The 17,759-nt window shown below is 66.7% G+C and carries 17 protein-coding genes; 11 read left to right on the top strand and 6 right to left on the bottom strand.

The window, feature by feature from the left end:
* Positions 1-18 precede the first annotated feature (18 nt).
* The 4 genes from ACIA76_RS27105 to ACIA76_RS27120 all read left to right on the top strand — a co-directional run bounded on the left by ACIA76_RS27105 (position 19) and on the right by ACIA76_RS27120 (position 5,301).
* Positions 19-1,788: a dynamin family protein gene (locus ACIA76_RS27105; RefSeq protein ID WP_397155405.1), complete on the top strand. Its 1,770-nt coding sequence runs from the start codon at positions 19-21 to the stop codon at positions 1,786-1,788.
* Positions 1,788-3,242 (top strand): dynamin family protein, encoded by a 1,455-nt coding sequence (locus tag ACIA76_RS27110; protein WP_397155407.1) that lies wholly within the window; start codon positions 1,788-1,790, stop codon positions 3,240-3,242. The genes ACIA76_RS27105 and ACIA76_RS27110 overlap by 1 nt, the downstream gene beginning before the upstream one ends.
* A gap of 173 nt (positions 3,243-3,415) precedes the next feature.
* Positions 3,416-4,303, top strand: a complete 888-nt coding sequence (locus ACIA76_RS27115) for a helix-turn-helix domain-containing protein (RefSeq protein WP_397155409.1) — start codon at positions 3,416-3,418, stop codon at positions 4,301-4,303.
* Positions 4,304-4,470: 167 nt separating this feature from the next.
* The gene (locus ACIA76_RS27120) at positions 4,471-5,301 is read left to right on the top strand and encodes an SAM-dependent methyltransferase (protein ID WP_397155411.1); all 831 of its coding nucleotides are present in this window, start codon (positions 4,471-4,473) and stop codon (positions 5,299-5,301) included.
* Positions 5,302-5,319: 18 nt separating this feature from the next.
* Here ACIA76_RS27120 and ACIA76_RS27125 read toward each other — a convergent pair whose 3' ends face one another.
* The 3 genes from ACIA76_RS27125 to ACIA76_RS27135 form a co-directional block, all read right to left on the bottom strand.
* A complete protein-coding gene (locus ACIA76_RS27125; RefSeq protein ID WP_397155413.1) occupies positions 5,320-6,270 on the bottom strand; it encodes a serine hydrolase domain-containing protein in 951 nt (316 codons plus the stop codon).
* A gap of 90 nt (positions 6,271-6,360) precedes the next feature.
* Complete coding sequence (locus ACIA76_RS27130; protein WP_397155415.1) at positions 6,361-7,794, bottom strand: pyridoxal phosphate-dependent decarboxylase family protein; 1,434 nt, start codon at positions 7,792-7,794, stop codon at positions 6,361-6,363.
* Positions 7,795-8,184: 390 nt separating this feature from the next.
* Entirely contained in the window at positions 8,185-8,835 is a 651-nt protein-coding gene (locus tag ACIA76_RS27135) for a hypothetical protein (protein ID WP_397155417.1), read from the bottom strand.
* A gap of 354 nt (positions 8,836-9,189) precedes the next feature.
* Between ACIA76_RS27135 and ACIA76_RS27140 the strand changes: the two genes are divergently transcribed.
* Together ACIA76_RS27140 and ACIA76_RS27145 are read left to right on the top strand one after the other, a co-directional pair.
* Positions 9,190-9,879 carry an SDR family NAD(P)-dependent oxidoreductase gene (locus ACIA76_RS27140; protein ID WP_397155419.1) on the top strand — a complete coding sequence of 230 codons (690 nt, stop codon included), beginning with the start codon at positions 9,190-9,192 and terminating at the stop codon, positions 9,877-9,879.
* 55 nt (positions 9,880-9,934) lie between these two features.
* Complete coding sequence (locus ACIA76_RS27145; RefSeq protein ID WP_397155421.1) at positions 9,935-10,975, top strand: S-adenosylmethionine:tRNA ribosyltransferase-isomerase; 1,041 nt, start codon at positions 9,935-9,937, stop codon at positions 10,973-10,975.
* A 78-nt stretch (positions 10,976-11,053) separates the two neighbouring features.
* On the opposite strand, the gene ACIA76_RS27150 is transcribed toward ACIA76_RS27145, so the two are convergent.
* Complete coding sequence (locus ACIA76_RS27150) at positions 11,054-11,677, bottom strand: DapH/DapD/GlmU-related protein (RefSeq protein ID WP_397155423.1); 624 nt, start codon at positions 11,675-11,677, stop codon at positions 11,054-11,056.
* Between the two features lie 145 nt (positions 11,678-11,822).
* Between ACIA76_RS27150 and ACIA76_RS27155 the strand changes: the two genes are divergently transcribed.
* The 3 genes from ACIA76_RS27155 (at position 11,823) to ACIA76_RS27165 (ending at position 14,382) form a co-directional block, all read left to right on the top strand.
* A complete protein-coding gene (locus tag ACIA76_RS27155) occupies positions 11,823-12,686 on the top strand; it encodes a class I SAM-dependent methyltransferase (RefSeq protein ID WP_397155424.1) in 864 nt (287 codons plus the stop codon).
* Between the two features lie 308 nt (positions 12,687-12,994).
* On the top strand, positions 12,995-13,372 hold the full coding sequence (locus ACIA76_RS27160; protein WP_397155425.1) for a hypothetical protein: 378 nt from the start codon (positions 12,995-12,997) through the stop codon (positions 13,370-13,372).
* Positions 13,373-13,965: 593 nt separating this feature from the next.
* Positions 13,966-14,382, top strand: a complete 417-nt coding sequence (locus ACIA76_RS27165; RefSeq protein WP_397155426.1) for a hypothetical protein — start codon at positions 13,966-13,968, stop codon at positions 14,380-14,382.
* A 181-nt stretch (positions 14,383-14,563) separates the two neighbouring features.
* On the opposite strand, the gene ACIA76_RS27170 is transcribed toward ACIA76_RS27165, so the two are convergent.
* Positions 14,564-15,445 (bottom strand): SDR family oxidoreductase, encoded by an 882-nt coding sequence (locus tag ACIA76_RS27170; protein WP_397155427.1) that lies wholly within the window; start codon positions 15,443-15,445, stop codon positions 14,564-14,566.
* Between the two features lie 87 nt (positions 15,446-15,532).
* Here ACIA76_RS27170 and ACIA76_RS27175 point away from each other — a divergent pair, with 87 nt between their 5' ends.
* A complete protein-coding gene (locus tag ACIA76_RS27175) occupies positions 15,533-16,105 on the top strand; it encodes a TetR/AcrR family transcriptional regulator (RefSeq protein ID WP_397155429.1) in 573 nt (190 codons plus the stop codon).
* A 131-nt stretch (positions 16,106-16,236) separates the two neighbouring features.
* Here the strand turns inward: ACIA76_RS27175 and ACIA76_RS27180 are convergent, their stop codons facing one another.
* The gene (locus ACIA76_RS27180) at positions 16,237-17,211 is read right to left on the bottom strand and encodes a helix-turn-helix transcriptional regulator (RefSeq protein WP_397155431.1); all 975 of its coding nucleotides are present in this window, start codon (positions 17,209-17,211) and stop codon (positions 16,237-16,239) included.
* Positions 17,212-17,320: 109 nt separating this feature from the next.
* Between ACIA76_RS27180 and ACIA76_RS27185 the strand changes: the two genes are divergently transcribed.
* Complete coding sequence (locus tag ACIA76_RS27185) at positions 17,321-17,722, top strand: VOC family protein (protein ID WP_397155432.1); 402 nt, start codon at positions 17,321-17,323, stop codon at positions 17,720-17,722.
* The last annotated feature ends 37 nt before the right edge of the window (positions 17,723-17,759 follow it).

Genomic DNA, 17,759 nt, shown 5'->3' on the forward strand with positions numbered 1-17,759 from the left:
GCACCAGAGGAGCAGGTAGTGACCGCGACAAGTACGGTCTTCGCGCGAAAGACAACCGCCGCGACCGATTCCATGACGGGACTATTGGACGAGCTGCGATCGGTGACCGATACCGCCGGCCGAGCCGACCTGTCGAACCGCCTGATGTCGGCGCGGCAGCGAATCGCCGACGCCCGCTTGCGCATCGTCGTCACCGGCGAGTCGAAGAAGGGCATCAGTTCACTGGTCAACGCCCTCGTCGCGGCCGATGTCTGCCCCACGGGCGGTCGGCAGAACGCCCGGTCTTCCGGCCCCCGGGCGCCGATCATGCTCGAATACGGCGACACGCTGTCTCGCCGGACCGCGAAACCGGGCGAACCCAGCGAGATCCGGCTCTCCGCACCGCTGCTCGCCGAAGGCATCGTCCTCGTCGATATGCCCGGAGTGACCGGAGCCGACTCCCGACAGGCCGCGGCGACACTGGAACTGCTGCCCACCGCGGACGCGGTGCTGTTCGTCTCCGACGCCAGCCAGGAGTACACCGCACCGGAGATGCGCTTCCTGCAACAGATCCACCAGCTCTGTCCACTGGTCGTATGTGTCATCAACAAGATCGACAGCTATGTGCGATGGGCCGATATCCAGAAGGCCGATCGCAAGCACCTCACCGATGCCGGCCTCACCCTGCCGATCCTGCCCGTCTCGGCGACCATGCACGCGATGTCGCACCGGCTGAGCGATACCGAGCTCGAGGTCGAGTCCGGAATGCCCCAGCTGGTCGACTACATCCGCACGCGTATCGTCGAGCGTGCCGATGCGGTGGCCCGTGATTCGTTCGTCAACGACGTGCGGGTGGTCTCCGATCATGTTGCGCTGGCGGTGAATACGGAACTGACGGCGCTGCAGGATCCGGCCCGCGGCGCGGAACTGCTCGAACGCATTCGCGACGCCCGTGACGCCGCCGACGCGCTGCGCAAGCGCACCGCCAACTGGCAGTACGTCCTGGGCGACGGCATCACCGAATTGACCGTCGCCGTCGATCACGATCTGCGGAACCGATTGCGGGCCTTGGCCCGCGAAGCGGACAGCGAGATCATCAAGACCGATCCGGCCCGGACCTGGGAGGCCTTCGACGAACGGCTCGGCGGCCGTATCGCCGAGGAGGTCAACGAGAACTTCCTGCTGGCTCACAAACTGTCGACGCGATTGGCGACAACGGTCGCCGAGCGGTTCGTCGAAGATGGCGCGCCGTCGCTGCCGGCCCTGCCGGGAGCCGCTGCCGGTTCGGTGCTCCACCAGTGGGGTTCGCTCGAGGCGCTCGAAAGCGGCCGGACCGGCGTCATCCAGCGCGGCATCACCAGCCTGCGCGGCTCCTACGGCGGTCTGCTGATGGTCGGTCTCGCCACCAGTCTGCTGGGATTGGCCCTGGTCAACCCGTACTCCATCGGAGCGGGAGTGCTGTTGGGCGCCAATACCTTCCGCGAGGACCACAAGTCGCTCAAAGCCCGTCGTCGCATGGAGGCGAAACTCGCGGTGGCCAAGCTGATGGACGAGGTCGTCTTCCACGTCAACGACGAGTCCAAACAGCGACTGCGCGAGGTGCAGCGCACCCTGCGCGATCACTTCACCGCACTGGCCGAGGAGATGTTGCGCTCGGCCAACGAGGCCCTGCAGGCCGCGCAGGAGGCCGGTCACCTGCACGACAACCGGCGCATCGAACGGATCCGTCAGCTCCAGGCGACATCGGATCGGTTGCGTGAACTGCGCCGGGAGGCGGCGAATGTGGCCATCGCGCCGGGGATTTCGTGATGGCCGGCCGGGAGCTCGGGGTGGCGCGGCGATTGATCCGGGCCGCCCGCCGGGAGGTCGACCCGCGGTCGAAGTGGGCGGGTGAGCTGGCAGCCTGCGAGAATCGGCTCGACGAGCCGATGCGGGTGGCGTTGGCCGGCACCCTGAAATCGGGGAAGTCGACGCTGCTCAACGCACTGATCGGGGAGGAGATCGCGCCGACCGATGCGACCGAGTGCACCCGGGTGGTCACCTGGTTTCGGCGCTCGGCCGCACCGCGGATCGATCTGGTCGCCCGCGGTGAGCGCCGACGGCTTCCGGTGCTGCGCCCCGGCGGCCGCCTCACGCTGGATCTGGGGGTGCCCGCCGACAGCGTCGAACGACTGACGGTGTGCTGGCCGTCCTCGCTGCTGGACGACTACACCGTCATCGACACGCCCGGCACCTCCTCGAACTCTCGCGACGTATCCGAACGCACCCTCGCGCTGCTGGCTCCCGAGGACGGTCCCTGCGAAGCGGACGCCGTCGTGTACCTCATGCGCGACCTGCGAGACACCGATGTGCAACTGCTGCAACGCATTCAGCGACAGATGACGACCGGAGGCGGTCCGCTGGGAGTGGTCGGCGTGCTGTCGCGCGCCGACGAGATCGACGGCGGGCGAGGCGAATCGCTGGCCTCCGCGCACCGGCTCAGCGCGGCGCTGGCCGAGGCGCCCGAACTGCGCGGCCTGCACCAGAGCTTCATTCCGGTATCGGGCCTGCTGGCATTGCGGGGCCAAACGCTGCGTGGGACCGAATTCCTCGCGCTGCGTGCCCTGGCGGCGATGGGGCCGGGCGCACTCGACACCGCCCTGATCTCCGCGGCCCGCTTCGCCGCCCCCGAGAACGACCTGCCGGTTTCGGCGGCGGATCGTCATCATCTGGTCGAGGCGTTCGGCTTGTTCGGTATCCGCATGGCCGTCACGATGATTCGGAACGGCTGCGGTGACGCACCCGCGCTGTCGCGTGAGCTGGTGCGCCACAGCGGCCTGGATGAGCTGCGCCGAACGCTGAACATCCAGTTCGGCCAACGCAACGAGCAGCTCCGGGCGCATGCGGCGCTGTCGATGCTGGCGCGCGTCCTGTCCCGGCATCCGACGGCGGCGACCCCGGAGCTGTCGAATCACGTAGCCCGCCTCCTCGCCGACACCCACATGTTCACCGAACTGCGCCTGCTGTCCAGCATTCGTGCCACTCGGCTGAGCGAGGACGACCGCGCTCGCGCGACCCGGGTGCTCGGCGGCACCGGCACAGGCGCCCAGCAGCGCCTGGCCCTTCCCGCCGATGCGAGCATGGCCGAATGCCGGGCTGTCGCGTTGCGCGCCATCGACTACTGGCGCGGTCGGCTCGACAATCCGCTCCTGGACCCTGTGACCGCCACGACCTGCCGAGCCGCGGCACGCAGCTGCGAAGCCATCGTCGCTACGAACGGCTGAACCACCAGCCGGCCGGTGTGCAGTGTGCCGCAGGAGAACCGACTGGTCGAGCGTTCTGTGGAGAGTGCGCACGAACCGAGAGGTTCGAGCGATAACATCGGAGTCGAGGCGGTAGAGGTTCGGGCGTGAATGGACGCGCCGCCGGTGGTCTTCGAGCATCGGAGTGGGACCTCATGATCACGGAGCCGGTCCGGATCGACGTTATCGAGCCGCATGTCGTGGAATGCGGCCCGACGGCCTTGCGGATCGCGATCGGCGCTCAGCTCCGCAAACTGCGCGAACAACAAGCCATTACACCCGTTGTCGCCGCCGAGCACATCCGTGGCTCGCACGCCAAGATCAGCCGGCTCGAGCTCGGGCGGACCGGGTTCAAGGAACGTGACGTCCGCGATCTGCTCGCCCTGTACGGCGTCACCGATTCGGATCAATGCGAAATGTTTCTCGGGCTGGTTCGTAAGGCCAATCAGCCTGGCTGGTGGCATCACTACGGGGATCTTCTGCCGTCCTGGTTCGAGACCTACCTCGGCTTGGAGGGAGCCGCGAAGTCGATCAGAGCCTATGACGGCCAGCTGGTTCCGGGCCTGTTGCAGACCGAGGACTACGCCCGCGCGATCGTGGCGCTCGGTCACGAGAGCACCGAGGCGGCGCGGCGGGTGGAGCTGCGCCGCAAGCGCCAGGAGATCTTGGACGTGCGTGGCGGGCCGACGCTGTGGGCGGTGCTGGACGAGGCGGTGTTGCGTCGGCCGATCGGCGGTAGAGCGGTGCTGCGCGCGCAGATCGAGCATCTGATGGAAATGTCGAACAGACCGAACGTGACAGTCCAGGTGCTGCCCTATTCGTCCGGTAGCCATGTGGCGGCGGGCGGCTCGTTCACATTACTTCGCTTCGCGGAGCAGGAGCTGCCCGACATCGTGTATCTGGAACAGCTCACCAGTGCGCAGTATCTGGACCGCCGGGAGGATCTCGAGGCCTACCGTGCGGTGATGGAACGGGTCACGGTGCAGGCCGAGACGCCGGATCGGTCACGCGCCCTGCTGGGTGCTGTTGCCGCTCAACTGTAATCGCGCCGGTACGTCCGGCGCCGTGGACCTGTGCCGTTACCTGCGAGTTGTCACTGCTGGGCAGTTGCGGGACGAATGTGACGATCGGGCTGTATTCGCTTCGGAGCGTGAGTGTATAGGGAACACTTGTGATGTCGCACTGAGCTCAACGATGCAGGGAGCCTCCGATGTCGCAGCCGTCTGCCTACCCGAGTGCGGTGCCGGTAGGAGTGGATATCAGTCGTGCCAGTATCGCGCGTGTCTACGATGCGGCGCTCAACGGCAAGGACAACTTCGCGATCGACCGTGAGGTGCTCGACCAGGTCCGCACGGTGGCGCCCGGCGTCGCCGAATTGGCGTGGGCCAACCGGGATTTCCTGATCAGAGCCTGCCGTTTTCTCGCGCACGAGGCGGGGATCGAGCAGTATCTGGATCTCGGCTCGGGGCTGCCGACCTCGGAGAACACCCACCAGGTGGTGCAGCGGATCAGGCCGAATTCGCGGGTGGTCTATGTGGACAACGACCCGATGGTGCTCACACACGCGCGGGTATTGCTGGAAGAGAACACCCGGACCAGCATCGTCGAAGCCGACATCTTCCGCCCGCTGACCGTGCTCGGTCACCCGGCGGTGCGTACGGAATTGGATTTCCACCGCCCGATGGCACTGTTCCAGGTCGGCACGCTGCACCACTATCTGGCCGATGACGCCGCCGCGTTGATGGCGACCTACATCGACGCGTTGCCGTCCGGATCGTATGTGGCGATCGCGCACTTCTTCGATCCCGAAGTCGACGAGTACAGCGACCTGGCCCGCAAGATGGAGGACAAGTTCGTGCACAGCCCGATGGGCGGCGGCCGGTTCCGCACCCGCGCCGAGATCCAGGCCATGTTCGACGGCCTGGAGATGGTCGAGCCGGGGCTGGTGCTGTGCGACGACTGGTGGCCCAGCGGCCCGCGGCTGGCCCCGCTGTCGGTGGTCCGGCACTGCATCGTCGGCGGCGTCGGCCGCAAGCCTTGACCGCTGGATGATGCGAAGTCAGCTGCCACAGACAGCCTTCGTAGCTACCTTGTCGCCAGCCGCGCGGAATTTCTGGATCGCGGCCAGGTCGTCGATATCGATACTCTGACCTCCGGTCACCGATAATTCGACGCGTCTGCTTCCCTCGACCGTGCTGTACATCTTCGAGTAGTAACCGGCGATCCCGCCGTCGTGACCGGCAATGTCGCAACCTGGGATCGGCACGAAATGCATCAGCCCGAGCCCGTAACCGAAAGTTGGATCGACCATACGCATGGTGCGCAGCTCGGCGAGCAGCGCGGGCGCGAGGAGTTTGCCACCCAGTAATGCGGTGATGAAGGTATCGAGGTCCTGGGTGGTGGAGACGATCTCGCCTGCGGCATATGCCGATGACGGGTTCTGATTGGTGAAATCGACGGTCCTGAGGGTGTCGGCCTCTTTGTACGTGGCGTAGCCGTGGGCATGGGGGCCGAGGATTTCGGTCGAAGTACCCGGAGCAGTGGTGCCCGACAAGCCGAGCGGCGTCGCGATGCGGTGGTGGACCTGAACGGCGTAGGGCGTACCGGTGATCTTCTCGATGAGCAAGCCGACCAGAACGTAGTTGGTGTTGGAGTACGACCAGTCGGTGCCCGGCGCGAACCGAGCCGGCTTGGACAAGGCGAACCTCACCAACTCCTCCGGCCGGTAGTCACGGAACACGCTGTCCGCGGCCGCTTTACCCGACATCGGAAACATCCCCGGATCCGGTGTTCCATCCGGCTTCGGCTCACCGGTGTAGTTGAACAGTCCGCGGGTGTGCTGCAACAGCATCCGGACGGTGATCCGCGGGTCCAGGCCGAACCGCGGCAAGTGGCGGTCCACCGGATCGTCCAGTCCGAGCTTGCCTTCGCCGACCAACTGCAACAACACCGTGGCTCGCGTCGCGGGACAAATGAGACGCTCAGGTTGTAGTCGTGATACTCGTGGCACCGGCGGCAATCGCGCACGGTGCGCAGCGAATCCGATCCCGCGCCTACGTCGTTCGACGCACCACTGCGGTGCGGGGTCTCGGGTACCGCGCTATCGAGCCAGCGTGCCGGCTGCGGACGAGATCAGGTCCAGTAGGGTGTCGAACCGGTCGGCGCTCGCCTGCGGATGTAGCAGGGTGATCTTCAGCCACAGTCTGTGCTGCCCGTCGGCATCGGCCGCGGCGGCCCGGCCGAGAACGGCTGTGCCGTCGTGTAATAGGCGCCTGCGAATCGCGGCCACCAGCTCGTCGCCCGGCTCGCCGCCCGCCCAGTCCGCCTCGACGGGTCGCAGTAGCACGGTGCTGATGCCGATCTCGCCCGGGCGGCGGCGCAGGCCGGGGTGTGCGTCGACGGCGGCGGCCAGCGCCTCGGCTGTGTGTACGCAGTGCTCGATCAGCATCGCGATCCCTCGGCGGCCGAGTGCGCGCATCGTGACCGCGACCTTGAACGCGTCGGGTCGGCGGCTCGTGCGCAGGGAGCGCCCCAGGAGATCGGGGAGTCCCGCGGCGGTGTCGTCTGCGGCGTTGAGGTAGTCCGCTCGAATGCGCAGTCCGGTCAATGTCGTTGCTTCGCGCACGGCCAAGATCCCCGATGCCACTGGCTGCCAGCCGAGTTTATGTAGATCGAAGGAGACCGTGTCGGCCGCATCGATCCCCGTGAGCCGGGGTGCCAGCTCGGCGCTGAACAACAGCGGCCCGCCGTAGGCGGCGTCGACGTGCAGGCGTGCCCCGTGTGCGGAGGCCACCTCCGCCAATTCGGGGAGCGGATCGATGAGGCCCTCGTCGGTGGTTCCCGCGGTGGCGACGACCACGGCGGGCTGCGGTAGATCGCGCAGGGCGCGATCTACCGAGGCGGGGGACAATCGGCCCGTGGGGCAGTCGAGCACGATCGGGTTCGGTAGTCCGAGCAACCATGCGGCACGGCCGATGCTGTGGTGGGCGTTCGCGCCACAGACGACCTGGATCGGACCGGTCCCGCGCAGTTGTTCGCGGGTCAGCAGCAACGCGATCAGGTTCGATTCGGTGCCACCGCTGGTGATCAAGGCGTCCGGTCGTGCGGCTCGCGGGTACACCAGGGCGGCCAGCGCATCGGTGACAGCCTGCTCGATCACCGACGCGGCGGGCGCCTGATCCCAGGAGTCCATGGACGGATTGAGCACCGAAGCCGCGAAATCCGCGGCCGCAGCGACGGCCAGCGGGGCGACATGCAGATGAGCAGCGCAGTAAGGGTCCGAGGGATCGGCCGCGCCGGCCGCGAGCACGGTGGTCAGATCGCGCAGGGCGCTGTCCGGACCGTCACCGTGCTCGGGCAGTAGTTCACCGAGTGCCGCGGACACCCGACGCGTGACCGCCTCCGGGCCACCGGCCGGGAGCGGACCACCGCGTTGCTCGGCACCCGCCGCGAGCGCATCCAAAACCACAGAAGTCATCGCACGCAAGCCGGAGCCGAACCCGGCCGGAGTGACCACCGCATCGACAGGCGCCACACCCTGCTCCTTCTGGACACCACCGCCGAAATACGACCCGGGCAGCATCCTGCCGGCGAATATGACTGTAAATCTTGGCATCTCGGGCGGGCAACACGGTGTGCGAGACCTCACTCGGGGATGGCTGCAGTGTATTCGCACAAGAACCACCGCCGAGTCCGTCGGGCCCGGCATGAGGTTGCGCACGCCGGAAGACGTTGTCGGCCAACGATTTCAGACCTCGCGCGTCGCCGCTCCCCGGCTCGACGAGCATCGGCAACGAGATCGTCGAGGCCTTCCACTGTCAGCCGGTCCACACTGCCCGGCCACCGATGGCGTTCGCCATCGCGCGGGTTCCCGGAAGCCCAGTGATCCGATGATCGGTCGCGCCGGGTTCCGCGTCGGAGTGGATCAGAAACTACCGCTGGGCAGGGACGGCCCGAGTCCTGCGTCGGGCGGATTGTCGTCCTGGTTGTTCGGATTGAGCGGACTGTTGGGGTTGGCCGGGTTGCTGGGGTTGTTCGGGCTGGCCGGGTTGTCCGGGTTTAGGAAGCACGAGGGATCGTTCGGATCGCACGGCAGCCCGTCGTTGGGCGGCGGCGGCGGCGGAGGCGGCGGGGTGGGTGTCGTCGACGGCGGCGGAATGATCGGCCCGCCCGGATTCACCGGAGGATTGTTCGGACCGCCGGGATTTACCGGCGGCATATCGGGACCGCCCGGATTCACCGGTGGTGTACCCGGAGCACCGGGTGCCGGGCCGGTGGTCGGGCCCGAATCCCCCTGTCCGGTGGGCGCACTCGGTGGGCTCGGCGCGGGCGTCTCCTGATCACCGCCCGGACTCGGCGACGTAGCGCCCGGACCGTTCATATCCGGCCCGGACGGTCCCGTATCCGGCACGCTCGCCGCCGGACCACTGTCGGGCACACTCGCCGCCGGGCCGCTATCGGTCGTCCCGGTCGAGGCATCGGCATAGGCAACCACCGCGGGTAATCCGGCGAGCACCCCGCTCACGGCGAGGGCAGCGACTATGCGACGGGTACGGAACGAGGCGACGGTCGACACGGTGACACTCCTGCGGTAGCGAGGCCGCCGCCCGCCGACGGCCCCCTTCACCGCCACCCAATCAACCGTCGGTGCGAACAACATCGGAGGTCGATGCCAGTCGCCTGTGAATTATCAGCAGGCCCGATCCAGTGCGCTCGGCAGGCGTCGGATGCTTGTGGCGGTTGATCTTCCGATGCCCACGCTGGTCGCTTCAGGCCGCGCGCGGGTCGCGGCAGTAGCGGACGTTCCGTGAGATCGCTTGGCTACCAACGGCTGCTGCGGACTCTGCTTGGCAGGGGTTCGACCGGTTCACAGGGCCATCGCATGCCGGACCCTTGACCTGAAGGTATGTTCAGGTCCGACGATGGGGGTATGGCTGCTACGAAAACTGCTCTCATCACAGGCGGATCCGCCGGCTTCGGTCGCGCGGTCGCGATGGCACTGGCCGCGCGGGGCTGGGATCTGATCCTCACCGCCCGTCACCTCGACCCCCTCGTCCAGGTTCGAGACGCGACCGGTGCGATGGCGCTCGCCGGCGATGTGGCCGATCCGGCGCATCGCGCCAGGCTCGCCGCCCTCGTCGCCCAATTGGACCGGCTGGACCTGGTGATCAACAATGCCAGCGCGTTGGGCCCGAGTCCGATGCCGCGGTTGTCCGACTATCCGCTCGACATGTACTCCGCCGTTCTGTCCACCAATGTCGTTGCACCACTGGCGATTCTGCAGATGACCCTCCCGAAACTTCGGGCGTGCGACGGCATCGCCATCGACGTCGGCTCCGATGCCGCGGTGAACCCGTACGAGGGCTGGGGCGGTTACGGCTCGTCGAAGGCAGCACTGGATCATCTCACCGCTATCTTCGCCGCGGAGAACCCGGAGCTGCGCGTCTACACCTTTGATCCCGGAGATATGCGCACCGCCATGCATCAGGCGGCTTTTCCGGACGAGGACATCTCCGATCGTCCCGAACCGGAAACTGTCGTTCCCGCCCTCCTCCACCTGATCGACGCTCGCCCGCCGAGTGGGCGGTACCTGGCCGCAGAACTGTCCGTTGCGCCATGAGAGAAGACCAACAGGCCACCCAACCCCCTCAATGCACCGAAAAAGGTAGGGCACAATGACTCTCGCACTGCACGATTTCGCCGTCCCCGCAGATCGCGCGGCGACGGCACCACCGGAAGCGCGTGGACTGATGCGCGACGAGGTGCGAATGCTCGTCTCCAGGGACGAGACCATCACTCACGCCACATTCCGGGAACTGCCGCGGTTTCTGCGGGCGGGCGACCTTGTGGTCATCAACAATTCGGCCACCCTGGCCGCGGCCGTGGACGGACATTATCGCGATCATCCGATAGTGCTGCACTTCGCCACCTGGCTGGATGACGGCACCTGGGTGGTGGAACTGCGCTCGCCGAACCGTGTGCCGTTCACCGATGCTGTCGTGGAATCCGGTGCGCGCATTCACCTTCCGGGTGCGCAGGTCACTCTGCGCAATCCCTGGCTGCCGCCCACGCGACGGCTCTGGATCGCCGCTACCGAGACCGACATCGCGCCACTACTGACCCGGCACGGCCGCCCGATCACCTACTCCTATGTGACGCAGCAATGGTCGCCGGAGTACTACCGAACCGTTTTCGGCCGCGAACCCGGGAGCGCGGAAATGCCCAGTGCTGGACGGCCATTCACCCATTCCTTGGTGACCGACCTGGTGGCCGCCGGTATCACCGTCGCACCGATCACCCTGCACACCGGTGTGTCCTCGTCCGAGACCGGCGAGCCACCGAATCCCGAACGCTACGTGGTTCCCGAAGTCACCGCCGGGTTGGTGAACGCGACCCGCGCCCGTGGTGGCCGCGTTGTCGCTGTCGGTACCACGGTCACTCGCGCGCTCGAGTCCGCCGCGGATCCATCCGGCCGCGTCCATCCCGAGGCCGGCTGGACCGACCTGGTTCTCGACGGCACCCGCCCGGCGCGGACGGTTGATGCGTTGATCACGGGCTGGCACGAGCCGGGGGCCTCGCATCTGCGCCTCTTGGAAGCGGTCGCAGGCGCTGAGTCGGTCCACGCCGCCTACCGTGCCGCCCTCGACACCGGCTATCTCTGGCATGAATTCGGCGACACCGCACTGCTGTTCGCCGCCACCCGAGCCCTGTCCTGACCGCAAGAATATCCGCGTCGAAACACGGGGTAGTTCGGTGCCCGAACCGTTCGCCACATGGGTCCCCGCTATCCGGCACTACCACTCTCGGCGCACAGCGGCCTTGGGGCCGGCCACCAAGGTCCTCGCCGGCACATCGTCGGCCACGACCGCACCCGCGGCGACCACGGCGTCCCGCCCGATGCTGACCCCGGGCAGGATCATCGCCCCGGCACCGATCCACACGTTTTCCGCCACATCGATCGGTGCGCCGGTGAGGAATTGGCGCCGCTCTTCCGGATCTACCGGGTGTCCCATGGTGATGAATGTGGCCTTCGGGCCGATCATCACGCCCCGTCCCAATCGGATACCGGCGTAGTCCAGGAAGGTACATCCCTGATTGATGAACACGCGTTCGGCCAACTCCAGACGAAGCCCGTGGTCGGTATAGAAGGGCGGGTAAATCGTGACTTCGGCCGGGAGAGGACGGCCCAGGATCTGCTCGAGCAGCGCAGCTTTACCGGTCTCGTCGTCGAAGGGCGTGACATTGAGGCGGGAGGTCAACTCGGTGACCTGCACAACCCTCTCGTGCATCGCCTTGAACTCGGCACCGAGAACCCGTTCGCCCTGGGCTTGGAGCTCCGCATCGTGGATCAGCATGAAGTTGTCGCTCGCCATCCCACCATACTTGCGCATCTGACTGATGAACCGATGATCGGTCATCGGCCGCGTGCGTTCCTCGACCGAGATGATCTCTGCCCGTGGGTCTTTCGGGAAGATCACGCGGCCGCATCGGACCGCGCGCCGAACGGGCGTGCGTGAGTGGGTTCACAGCGCCGGCGCAGTGTCTGTGAGTAGGTTCGTGGACATGGAGAATGGCGGACCCAGCCGGACAGCGCTCGTGACCGCGTACGCCCGGGCCTATCACCAGATCGTCGACCGGCCACTGATCTTCACCGACTCCTTGGCGGCACCTCTGCTCGGCGTCACCACGGATGAACTGATCGAATTGGGCACGCCTGCAACCGATCACCCCGGTATCGGTGTCAGCGACCGGGCGCGCCGCCTGTTCTTCGCCGCGCGTGCCCGCTTCGCCGAGGACTCCGTGGCTGTATCCGTCGGTGCCGGTGTGCGGCAGGTCGTGATCCTCGGCGCGGGTCTGGATACCTTCGCCTACCGCAATCCGCATCCGGACCTGCGCGTGTACGAGGTCGACCATCCCGCCACCCAGGCGTGGAAACGGGAACGCCTCGCCGCGGCCGGGATCGGCCATCCCGAGACGTTGACCTTCGTGCCGGTCGACTTCGAAACCGGGACACTGGCATCGGGATTGGAATCCGCGGGATTCAGCCGGAGGGACCCGGCCATATTCGTGTGGCTCGGTGTCGTCTTCTATCTGACCCCGAATGCCGCTCGCACCACCCTCGAATACATCGCTGGTCAGGCCCGGCCGGTCACGGTGGTCTTCGACTATCTGCAGCCTGGGGATACCGACGAGGACCGCGCGCACCTGCGGGCGCGCGCCGATCGGCTGGCCGCCGCCGGCGAACCCTTGGTCAGCTACTTCCCACCCGATGAGATCGCCGATCAGCTGCGTGCCCTCGGCTTCACCGACATCGAAGACCACTCCGCCCCGGATCTCGTCGCCGGTTACCTCGACGGATCCGCGGGATTGGAGGGCGAACCGGCCCGGGCGCTGCGCGCGAGCCGCATACTGCGCGCGAGCCGCTGAGGATTTCCTGCTGGTGCCCTATCGGCGGATGCCCTGCTGCGGTCGGCTGCCCGATGGGCAAGCCGGTGGTGCGGATCCATATCTCATCGATAACGCGCCGAACTGGATTCGCCGTAGCCGCAGTCGAGGTCAACCGGACTGCAATCGGCACAGGACGCCGTGTAATCGGCAGTTGCGTGTGTTGGGAAGTGTTGTGAGCCAATCGGGCTTCGACTGCTTGTATTACTGAACCGCATCCACCAGTCATGTCCGCCGAATAGACTGTGTGACAGTCTGATTCGATGAGTCACCCAGTCGAGGAGTGGAACATGTCGAGATCCGGTATGAAAGTCAGCCACAAGACCAGGAACGTCTTCGGTGATATGCAGCTGGCCAAGCAGTCAGGCGCGTTCCTACTCCTCACCTCCAACCGGGGCTCTGGGTTTATCGAAATCGCCGAACAAGGCGTCGCCACTTCGAAGGACGACTTCGTCAGTCACCTGCCTTCGAACGCGTGTCGACATGCCATCTACGACACCGGGGCCAAGCTCATCTACTTCATGTGGGTTCCGGATGACTCCCCCGTGCAGGATCGCATGACCACCTCGTCAACAAAGGAATCGGTTATCACTGCAAGTCCTAGAATCTCGTTCAGCTACGAAGTCCACAGTCAGGATGAGGTTCTCGAAAAGCTGTCCAAGCACTGACTGGACACTCACCCAAATGAGCGGATCCGGCTCGCAGAGCTCCGCGCCTGGGTACAGCCGCGATCCGATGTTCACGCCGGGCCATCAACTCCGCTGCGACAACGACTTCGACCATCGCCAGCTGAGTCGACGCAGCGACACGCCGGATTCCCGTATACGCGGGGCCGATTTGCACGGCATTCGGCAGTTCAGCGCGTTCGGCCAGCCCGCAGATCGGCTCTGTCAGTTGATCTTCTGTGTCTCTGTGCTGGCCGGTTCGGCCACCGCGATCAGCGGCAAGAGCGGATGTTTCATCCGGCCGCCGGATCGACGCGCAAACGATCTGCGAGCGCGTGGTTTTCGTCCCCACCGACCTCGCACAGGCTGGTGAGGTGATTGTCTCTGCTGGCCAACGTGTCCGGATGATCCGTTCCCGGCATCGGCGGGTGTGACCGTAATGGCGTGCGCGACAAGCTGACTCGCCCCCTACGTAGCCGACGCGTGCTTGATGAGAGCGGAACGCCGGTGGGGCCGAAGTGGTTACGCTACTGATCGGAACCGCCTACTGGGTAGTCCGTTTCAGCGAATGTTGGTCAGGCTCGAGGGAGGAAGCTATGCGGTTGCACAAGACGAGCTCGATATGGAGCAAAGGGGCTGCTATCGGCGTGGCGGCAGCGATGTTCTGCCTGCTCGCTGCGGAAAACGCAGTAGCGCAACCTGTTCCGGCGACAGTCTCGCCGATTGCGCACACAGAGTTGTCGAACCCGAAGACGATCAAGGCGGCCGCTTACAATCAGGCGCGGAGCATCCTGGCCAGAGCGGGTAGCCAGACGGCCGCTAAGTCGCATCCTGTTCACGGAACGGCCGACGTGCCGGTCGGCTACGGGACCAGCCTGCTGGCTGCCGCCCGCGACGAGTTCCGGCAGGCGGACCGGAATCTTCCGCCGAAGGACAAGAAGTCCGACATGTCGATTCCGCACTACAACGCCATCCATGATGCGGCCCGGGTAATGGGCATCGACCGTTGGTGACGCAACCCACCCGTGGCGCACCCTGACGGATGGTTCGGAACCGCGACGCGCCTGGATCGAGAGGGCCTCGCGGCCCGATAACCCTGACTCCAGCGAACTGCGCGCCGGGCCTGGGCTGACATCCTCCGGCTGCCGGACGTTCTGTGCCGCAGTCGATCCGAGCGGCCAGCACTGGGGGCGGTCAGGGCTGGATGTTCTCCAGGTCTTCGAGCAGGCTCGGGTGCCTGGGCTGCCAGCCGAGTGCCTGTCGGGTGTGGGCACTCGACGAGGGTTGGTCGGTGGCGAAGATCGGGCCGAGAGGACCGAACATCTCCGGCGGCACGGCTTGCGCCGCGAGCCCCAGCCTGCGACCGATGACCGCTGCGATGTCGCGCACGGCGTCGCCCTCGTCGGCCACGGCGTGCCACGCGGTCCCGGCCGGTGCCTTCTCCAGGACCAGCCGGAAGAGTACGGCCGCGTCGAGTGCATGCACGGCCGGCCAGCGCTGGGTGCCGTCGCCCGGGTAACCGGATACTCCATTGCGGCGCGCGGCGTCGGTCAGCACGCCGGCGAATCCGCCCTTGCCCTCGTTGTGCACCGTGCGTGGCAGGCGCACGGCCGCGGTCCGGACGCCGCGCGAGGCCAGCTCCAGCATCGACGTGACCGAGCGGCCGCGACCCCCGACGGGTCCGTCGGTCGACGGCGGATCGGTCTCGGTGGAGGCACGGCTGGGCACGACCGGCGTACCCGAGACCGTGATGAACGGACGGTCGCTGTCGATGAGTTCTTCGCCGAGGGCCGCGAGGGCGGCGCTCTCCTCGGCGACCCCGGCCGCCAGTGTGGCGGGGGTGCTGAAGTCGTTGCTGAAGGCCAGGTGAATCACGCCATCGGCCCGGGCGGCGCCGGCGCGGAGCGTGGGCAGATCGGCGAGACCGCCACGAAGCGGCTCGGCGCCGGCGGTCTCGACGGCGGCCGCGGACGAGTCGGAGCGGGCGAGTGCGAGGACGGTGTGACCATTGCCGAGCAGTTCGGCAATGACGGCCGAGCCGATCAGGCCGGTGCCGCCGGTGATGAAGACGTGCATGGCACTCCCTCGAAAGTGATGGGACCGTTGTCTCATCAGACTGTAGCAGAGTGATGAGACAGCAGTCCCATCACCTATGATGGTCCGATGGCGCGATGGGAACCCGGTGCACGTGAACGGCTCGTCGTGGCTGCTGTGGACCTGTTCACCGAGCAGGGATACGACGCCACGTCGGTCGCGCAGATCGCCGAGCGCGCCGGGGTCACGAAGAGCACTTTCTTTCGGTACTTCCCTGACAAGCGCGAACTCCTGGCGGCCGGACAACAGACGCTGAGCCGGTTGCTGGCCGAGGGGATCGCTGAGGCGCCCGAGGGCGCTACCCCGCTCGAAGCGGTCGCGGCCGGCCTCGGGCGCGCCTCGAGTGCGATGGGCCCGATGAACCGCGAGCTTGCGCCACGCCTGAAGGCCGCGATCGCTGCCAATAGTGAACTTCAGGAACGTGATGCTCTCAAAAGTGTGGGTCTGGCGGCAGCGATGACCGACGCTCTGCGCGCCCGGGGTGTGCCGGACCCGACCGCGCACCTCGCGGGCGAGCTGGGCGTTCTCGCGTTCAAGCGGGGTTACGCCCAGTGGCTGCAAGCCCGGCATGACGCTGCGCTGGCGCCGTACACCCTGGCGGCCCTGGAAGAGCTACGAGCGGCGAGCCGGTCCCTCACCTGAGCAGATCCCTTGCGTCCCATCGTCTTTGCGGGCCATTCCGCCAGCCGTAGCGTCATCACCGTCGCGGCCCAGGCAGTGTGTCGCGGGCCAGGAGGTTGTCGACGGTTGGGGGCATGCTCGGCGCCCAGGTCTCAGGTTTCTGCGCTGTAGAGGGCGGTGATCGTGGCGGCGCGGTGGCGCAGGGATGTGCGCAACCATGGTGGAGCCAGGGCTTCCGCGGTGGTCGCGAGCTCCCAGAGCGCCCATTCCGCGTGTCTGGAATCTTGAAAGGCCACTTCCAGTCGCAGCCAGCCGTCGGGGTCCGTCTCTTCGGAGTGGATGGCCAGCGCGGTGCGCACCAGTGTCTCGCGCCGCGCCGGGTCGACGCGTAGTAGCACGGTGACTTGATCGTCGCCGTTGCGGAACCGGAGGCTGCGTTCCTGCCAGACCTGGTCCAGGTCAACCCGGTCCGGTCGCTGTGCGGGCTCTTCGAGTTCTTCCGCGGCCAGGATTCGGGAGAGTCGGTAGGTGCGATCGGCGCCAGCGTGAGTGGCCAGCAGGTAGCCGGTGTCGCGCACGGTGACCAGGCCGATCGGGTCGATTGTCCGCCATTTCGGGGTTCGGCCCGCCGCCGTGTAGCGGATGCGCAACTTACGCCCGGCCAGCACGGCGCGCCGGACCTCGTTCATCGGCTTGTCGGACATCTCCTCGGTGGCCAGGGGTCGCGAGAGCAGATCGGCCTCGGGGTCGATGAGCAATCGCTCGGTCACCCCGGCTGCGGTATCCCGATAGCGTTCGGGCGGTGCGTCGATCACCTTCAGCATCGCTGATGCGAGTGAGGATCCGAGTCCGAAAGCCTGTGCGCCGCGTCGTGACCCGGCGACCAGCAGCGCGAGGGCTTCGTCGGCGGTGAGGCCGGTGAGCTCGGTCCGGAATCCGGGCAGTAAGGCGAACCCCCCGTGCCTGCCGCGCTCGGCGTACACCGGGACACCGGCCAGCGACAGCGCTTCGATGTCGCGCAGGACTGTGCGGGTGGATACCCGCAACTCCCGGGCAATCATGGTGGCGGTCAGTTGCCCGCGCTGGCGCAACAGCAGCACCAGGGAGACCAGACGGTCAGCGCGCATAGGGAAAGTCTTACCAAGAATCACGACAGAAGGTGTCGTGATTGTTTGGGCGGGTGTCCGGGGTGACCATTGGGCAGGCCGACGGTCACTCTTGCGGAGGAGAGTTCGAATGGGATCTCAGGCCAACTCGTGCATCACGTTCAAGGGCAACGCGCGGCAGGCGATGGAGTTCTACCGGGAGGTGTTCGGTGGCGATCTCGAGGTGGGAACGGTCGCGGACTTCGGCGCACCGGACTCGGCCGACGGTGACAAGGTCATGCACGCTCGGCTCGACACCGCCGCCGGGTACACGCTGATGGCATGGGACTTTCCGGATGACTGGCCGGGCAACGACGTCGCGGTCTTCCTCGGCGGCGACGATGACGAACTCCGCGACTACTTCGAGAAGCTGTCCGTCGGCGGCACCGTAACGCTGCCCCTGGCACAGCAGGTGTGGGGCGACGAAGCGGGCTCGCTGGTGGACCGATTCGGGATCAGCTGGATGTTCAACATCACCAACCAGCAGCACTGACCGACCACCGAGGTGCTCCGGCCGCCGATGAACACGC

The sequence above is a fragment of the Nocardia sp. NPDC051570 genome (assembly GCF_044454005.1).
GTDB lineage: Bacteria > Actinomycetota > Actinomycetes > Mycobacteriales > Mycobacteriaceae > Nocardia.

Excerpts from the sequence above, each read along its gene's own strand:
- ACIA76_RS27145 (WP_397155421.1), top strand. The coding sequence starts at position 9,935 with ATGACTCTCGCACTGCACGATTTCGCCGTCCCCGCAGATCGCGCGGCG.
- ACIA76_RS27110 (WP_397155407.1), top strand. The coding sequence starts at position 1,788 with ATGGCCGGCCGGGAGCTCGGGGTGGCGCGGCGATTGATCCGGGCCGCC.
- ACIA76_RS27170 (WP_397155427.1), bottom strand. The coding sequence starts at position 15,445 with ATGCACGTCTTCATCACCGGCGGCACCGGCCTGATCGGCTCGGCCGTC.
- ACIA76_RS27185 (WP_397155432.1), top strand. The coding sequence starts at position 17,321 with ATGGGATCTCAGGCCAACTCGTGCATCACGTTCAAGGGCAACGCGCGG.
- ACIA76_RS27140 (WP_397155419.1), top strand. The coding sequence starts at position 9,190 with ATGGCTGCTACGAAAACTGCTCTCATCACAGGCGGATCCGCCGGCTTC.
- ACIA76_RS27120 (WP_397155411.1), top strand. The coding sequence starts at position 4,471 with ATGTCGCAGCCGTCTGCCTACCCGAGTGCGGTGCCGGTAGGAGTGGAT.
- ACIA76_RS27155 (WP_397155424.1), top strand. The coding sequence starts at position 11,823 with ATGGAGAATGGCGGACCCAGCCGGACAGCGCTCGTGACCGCGTACGCC.
- ACIA76_RS27165 (WP_397155426.1), top strand. The coding sequence starts at position 13,966 with ATGCGGTTGCACAAGACGAGCTCGATATGGAGCAAAGGGGCTGCTATC.
- ACIA76_RS27160 (WP_397155425.1), top strand. The coding sequence starts at position 12,995 with ATGTCGAGATCCGGTATGAAAGTCAGCCACAAGACCAGGAACGTCTTC.
- ACIA76_RS27115 (WP_397155409.1), top strand. The coding sequence starts at position 3,416 with ATGATCACGGAGCCGGTCCGGATCGACGTTATCGAGCCGCATGTCGTG.
- ACIA76_RS27175 (WP_397155429.1), top strand. The coding sequence starts at position 15,533 with ATGGCGCGATGGGAACCCGGTGCACGTGAACGGCTCGTCGTGGCTGCT.
- ACIA76_RS27150 (WP_397155423.1), bottom strand. The coding sequence starts at position 11,677 with ATGACCGATCATCGGTTCATCAGTCAGATGCGCAAGTATGGTGGGATG.
- ACIA76_RS27180 (WP_397155431.1), bottom strand. The coding sequence starts at position 17,211 with ATGCGCGCTGACCGTCTGGTCTCCCTGGTGCTGCTGTTGCGCCAGCGC.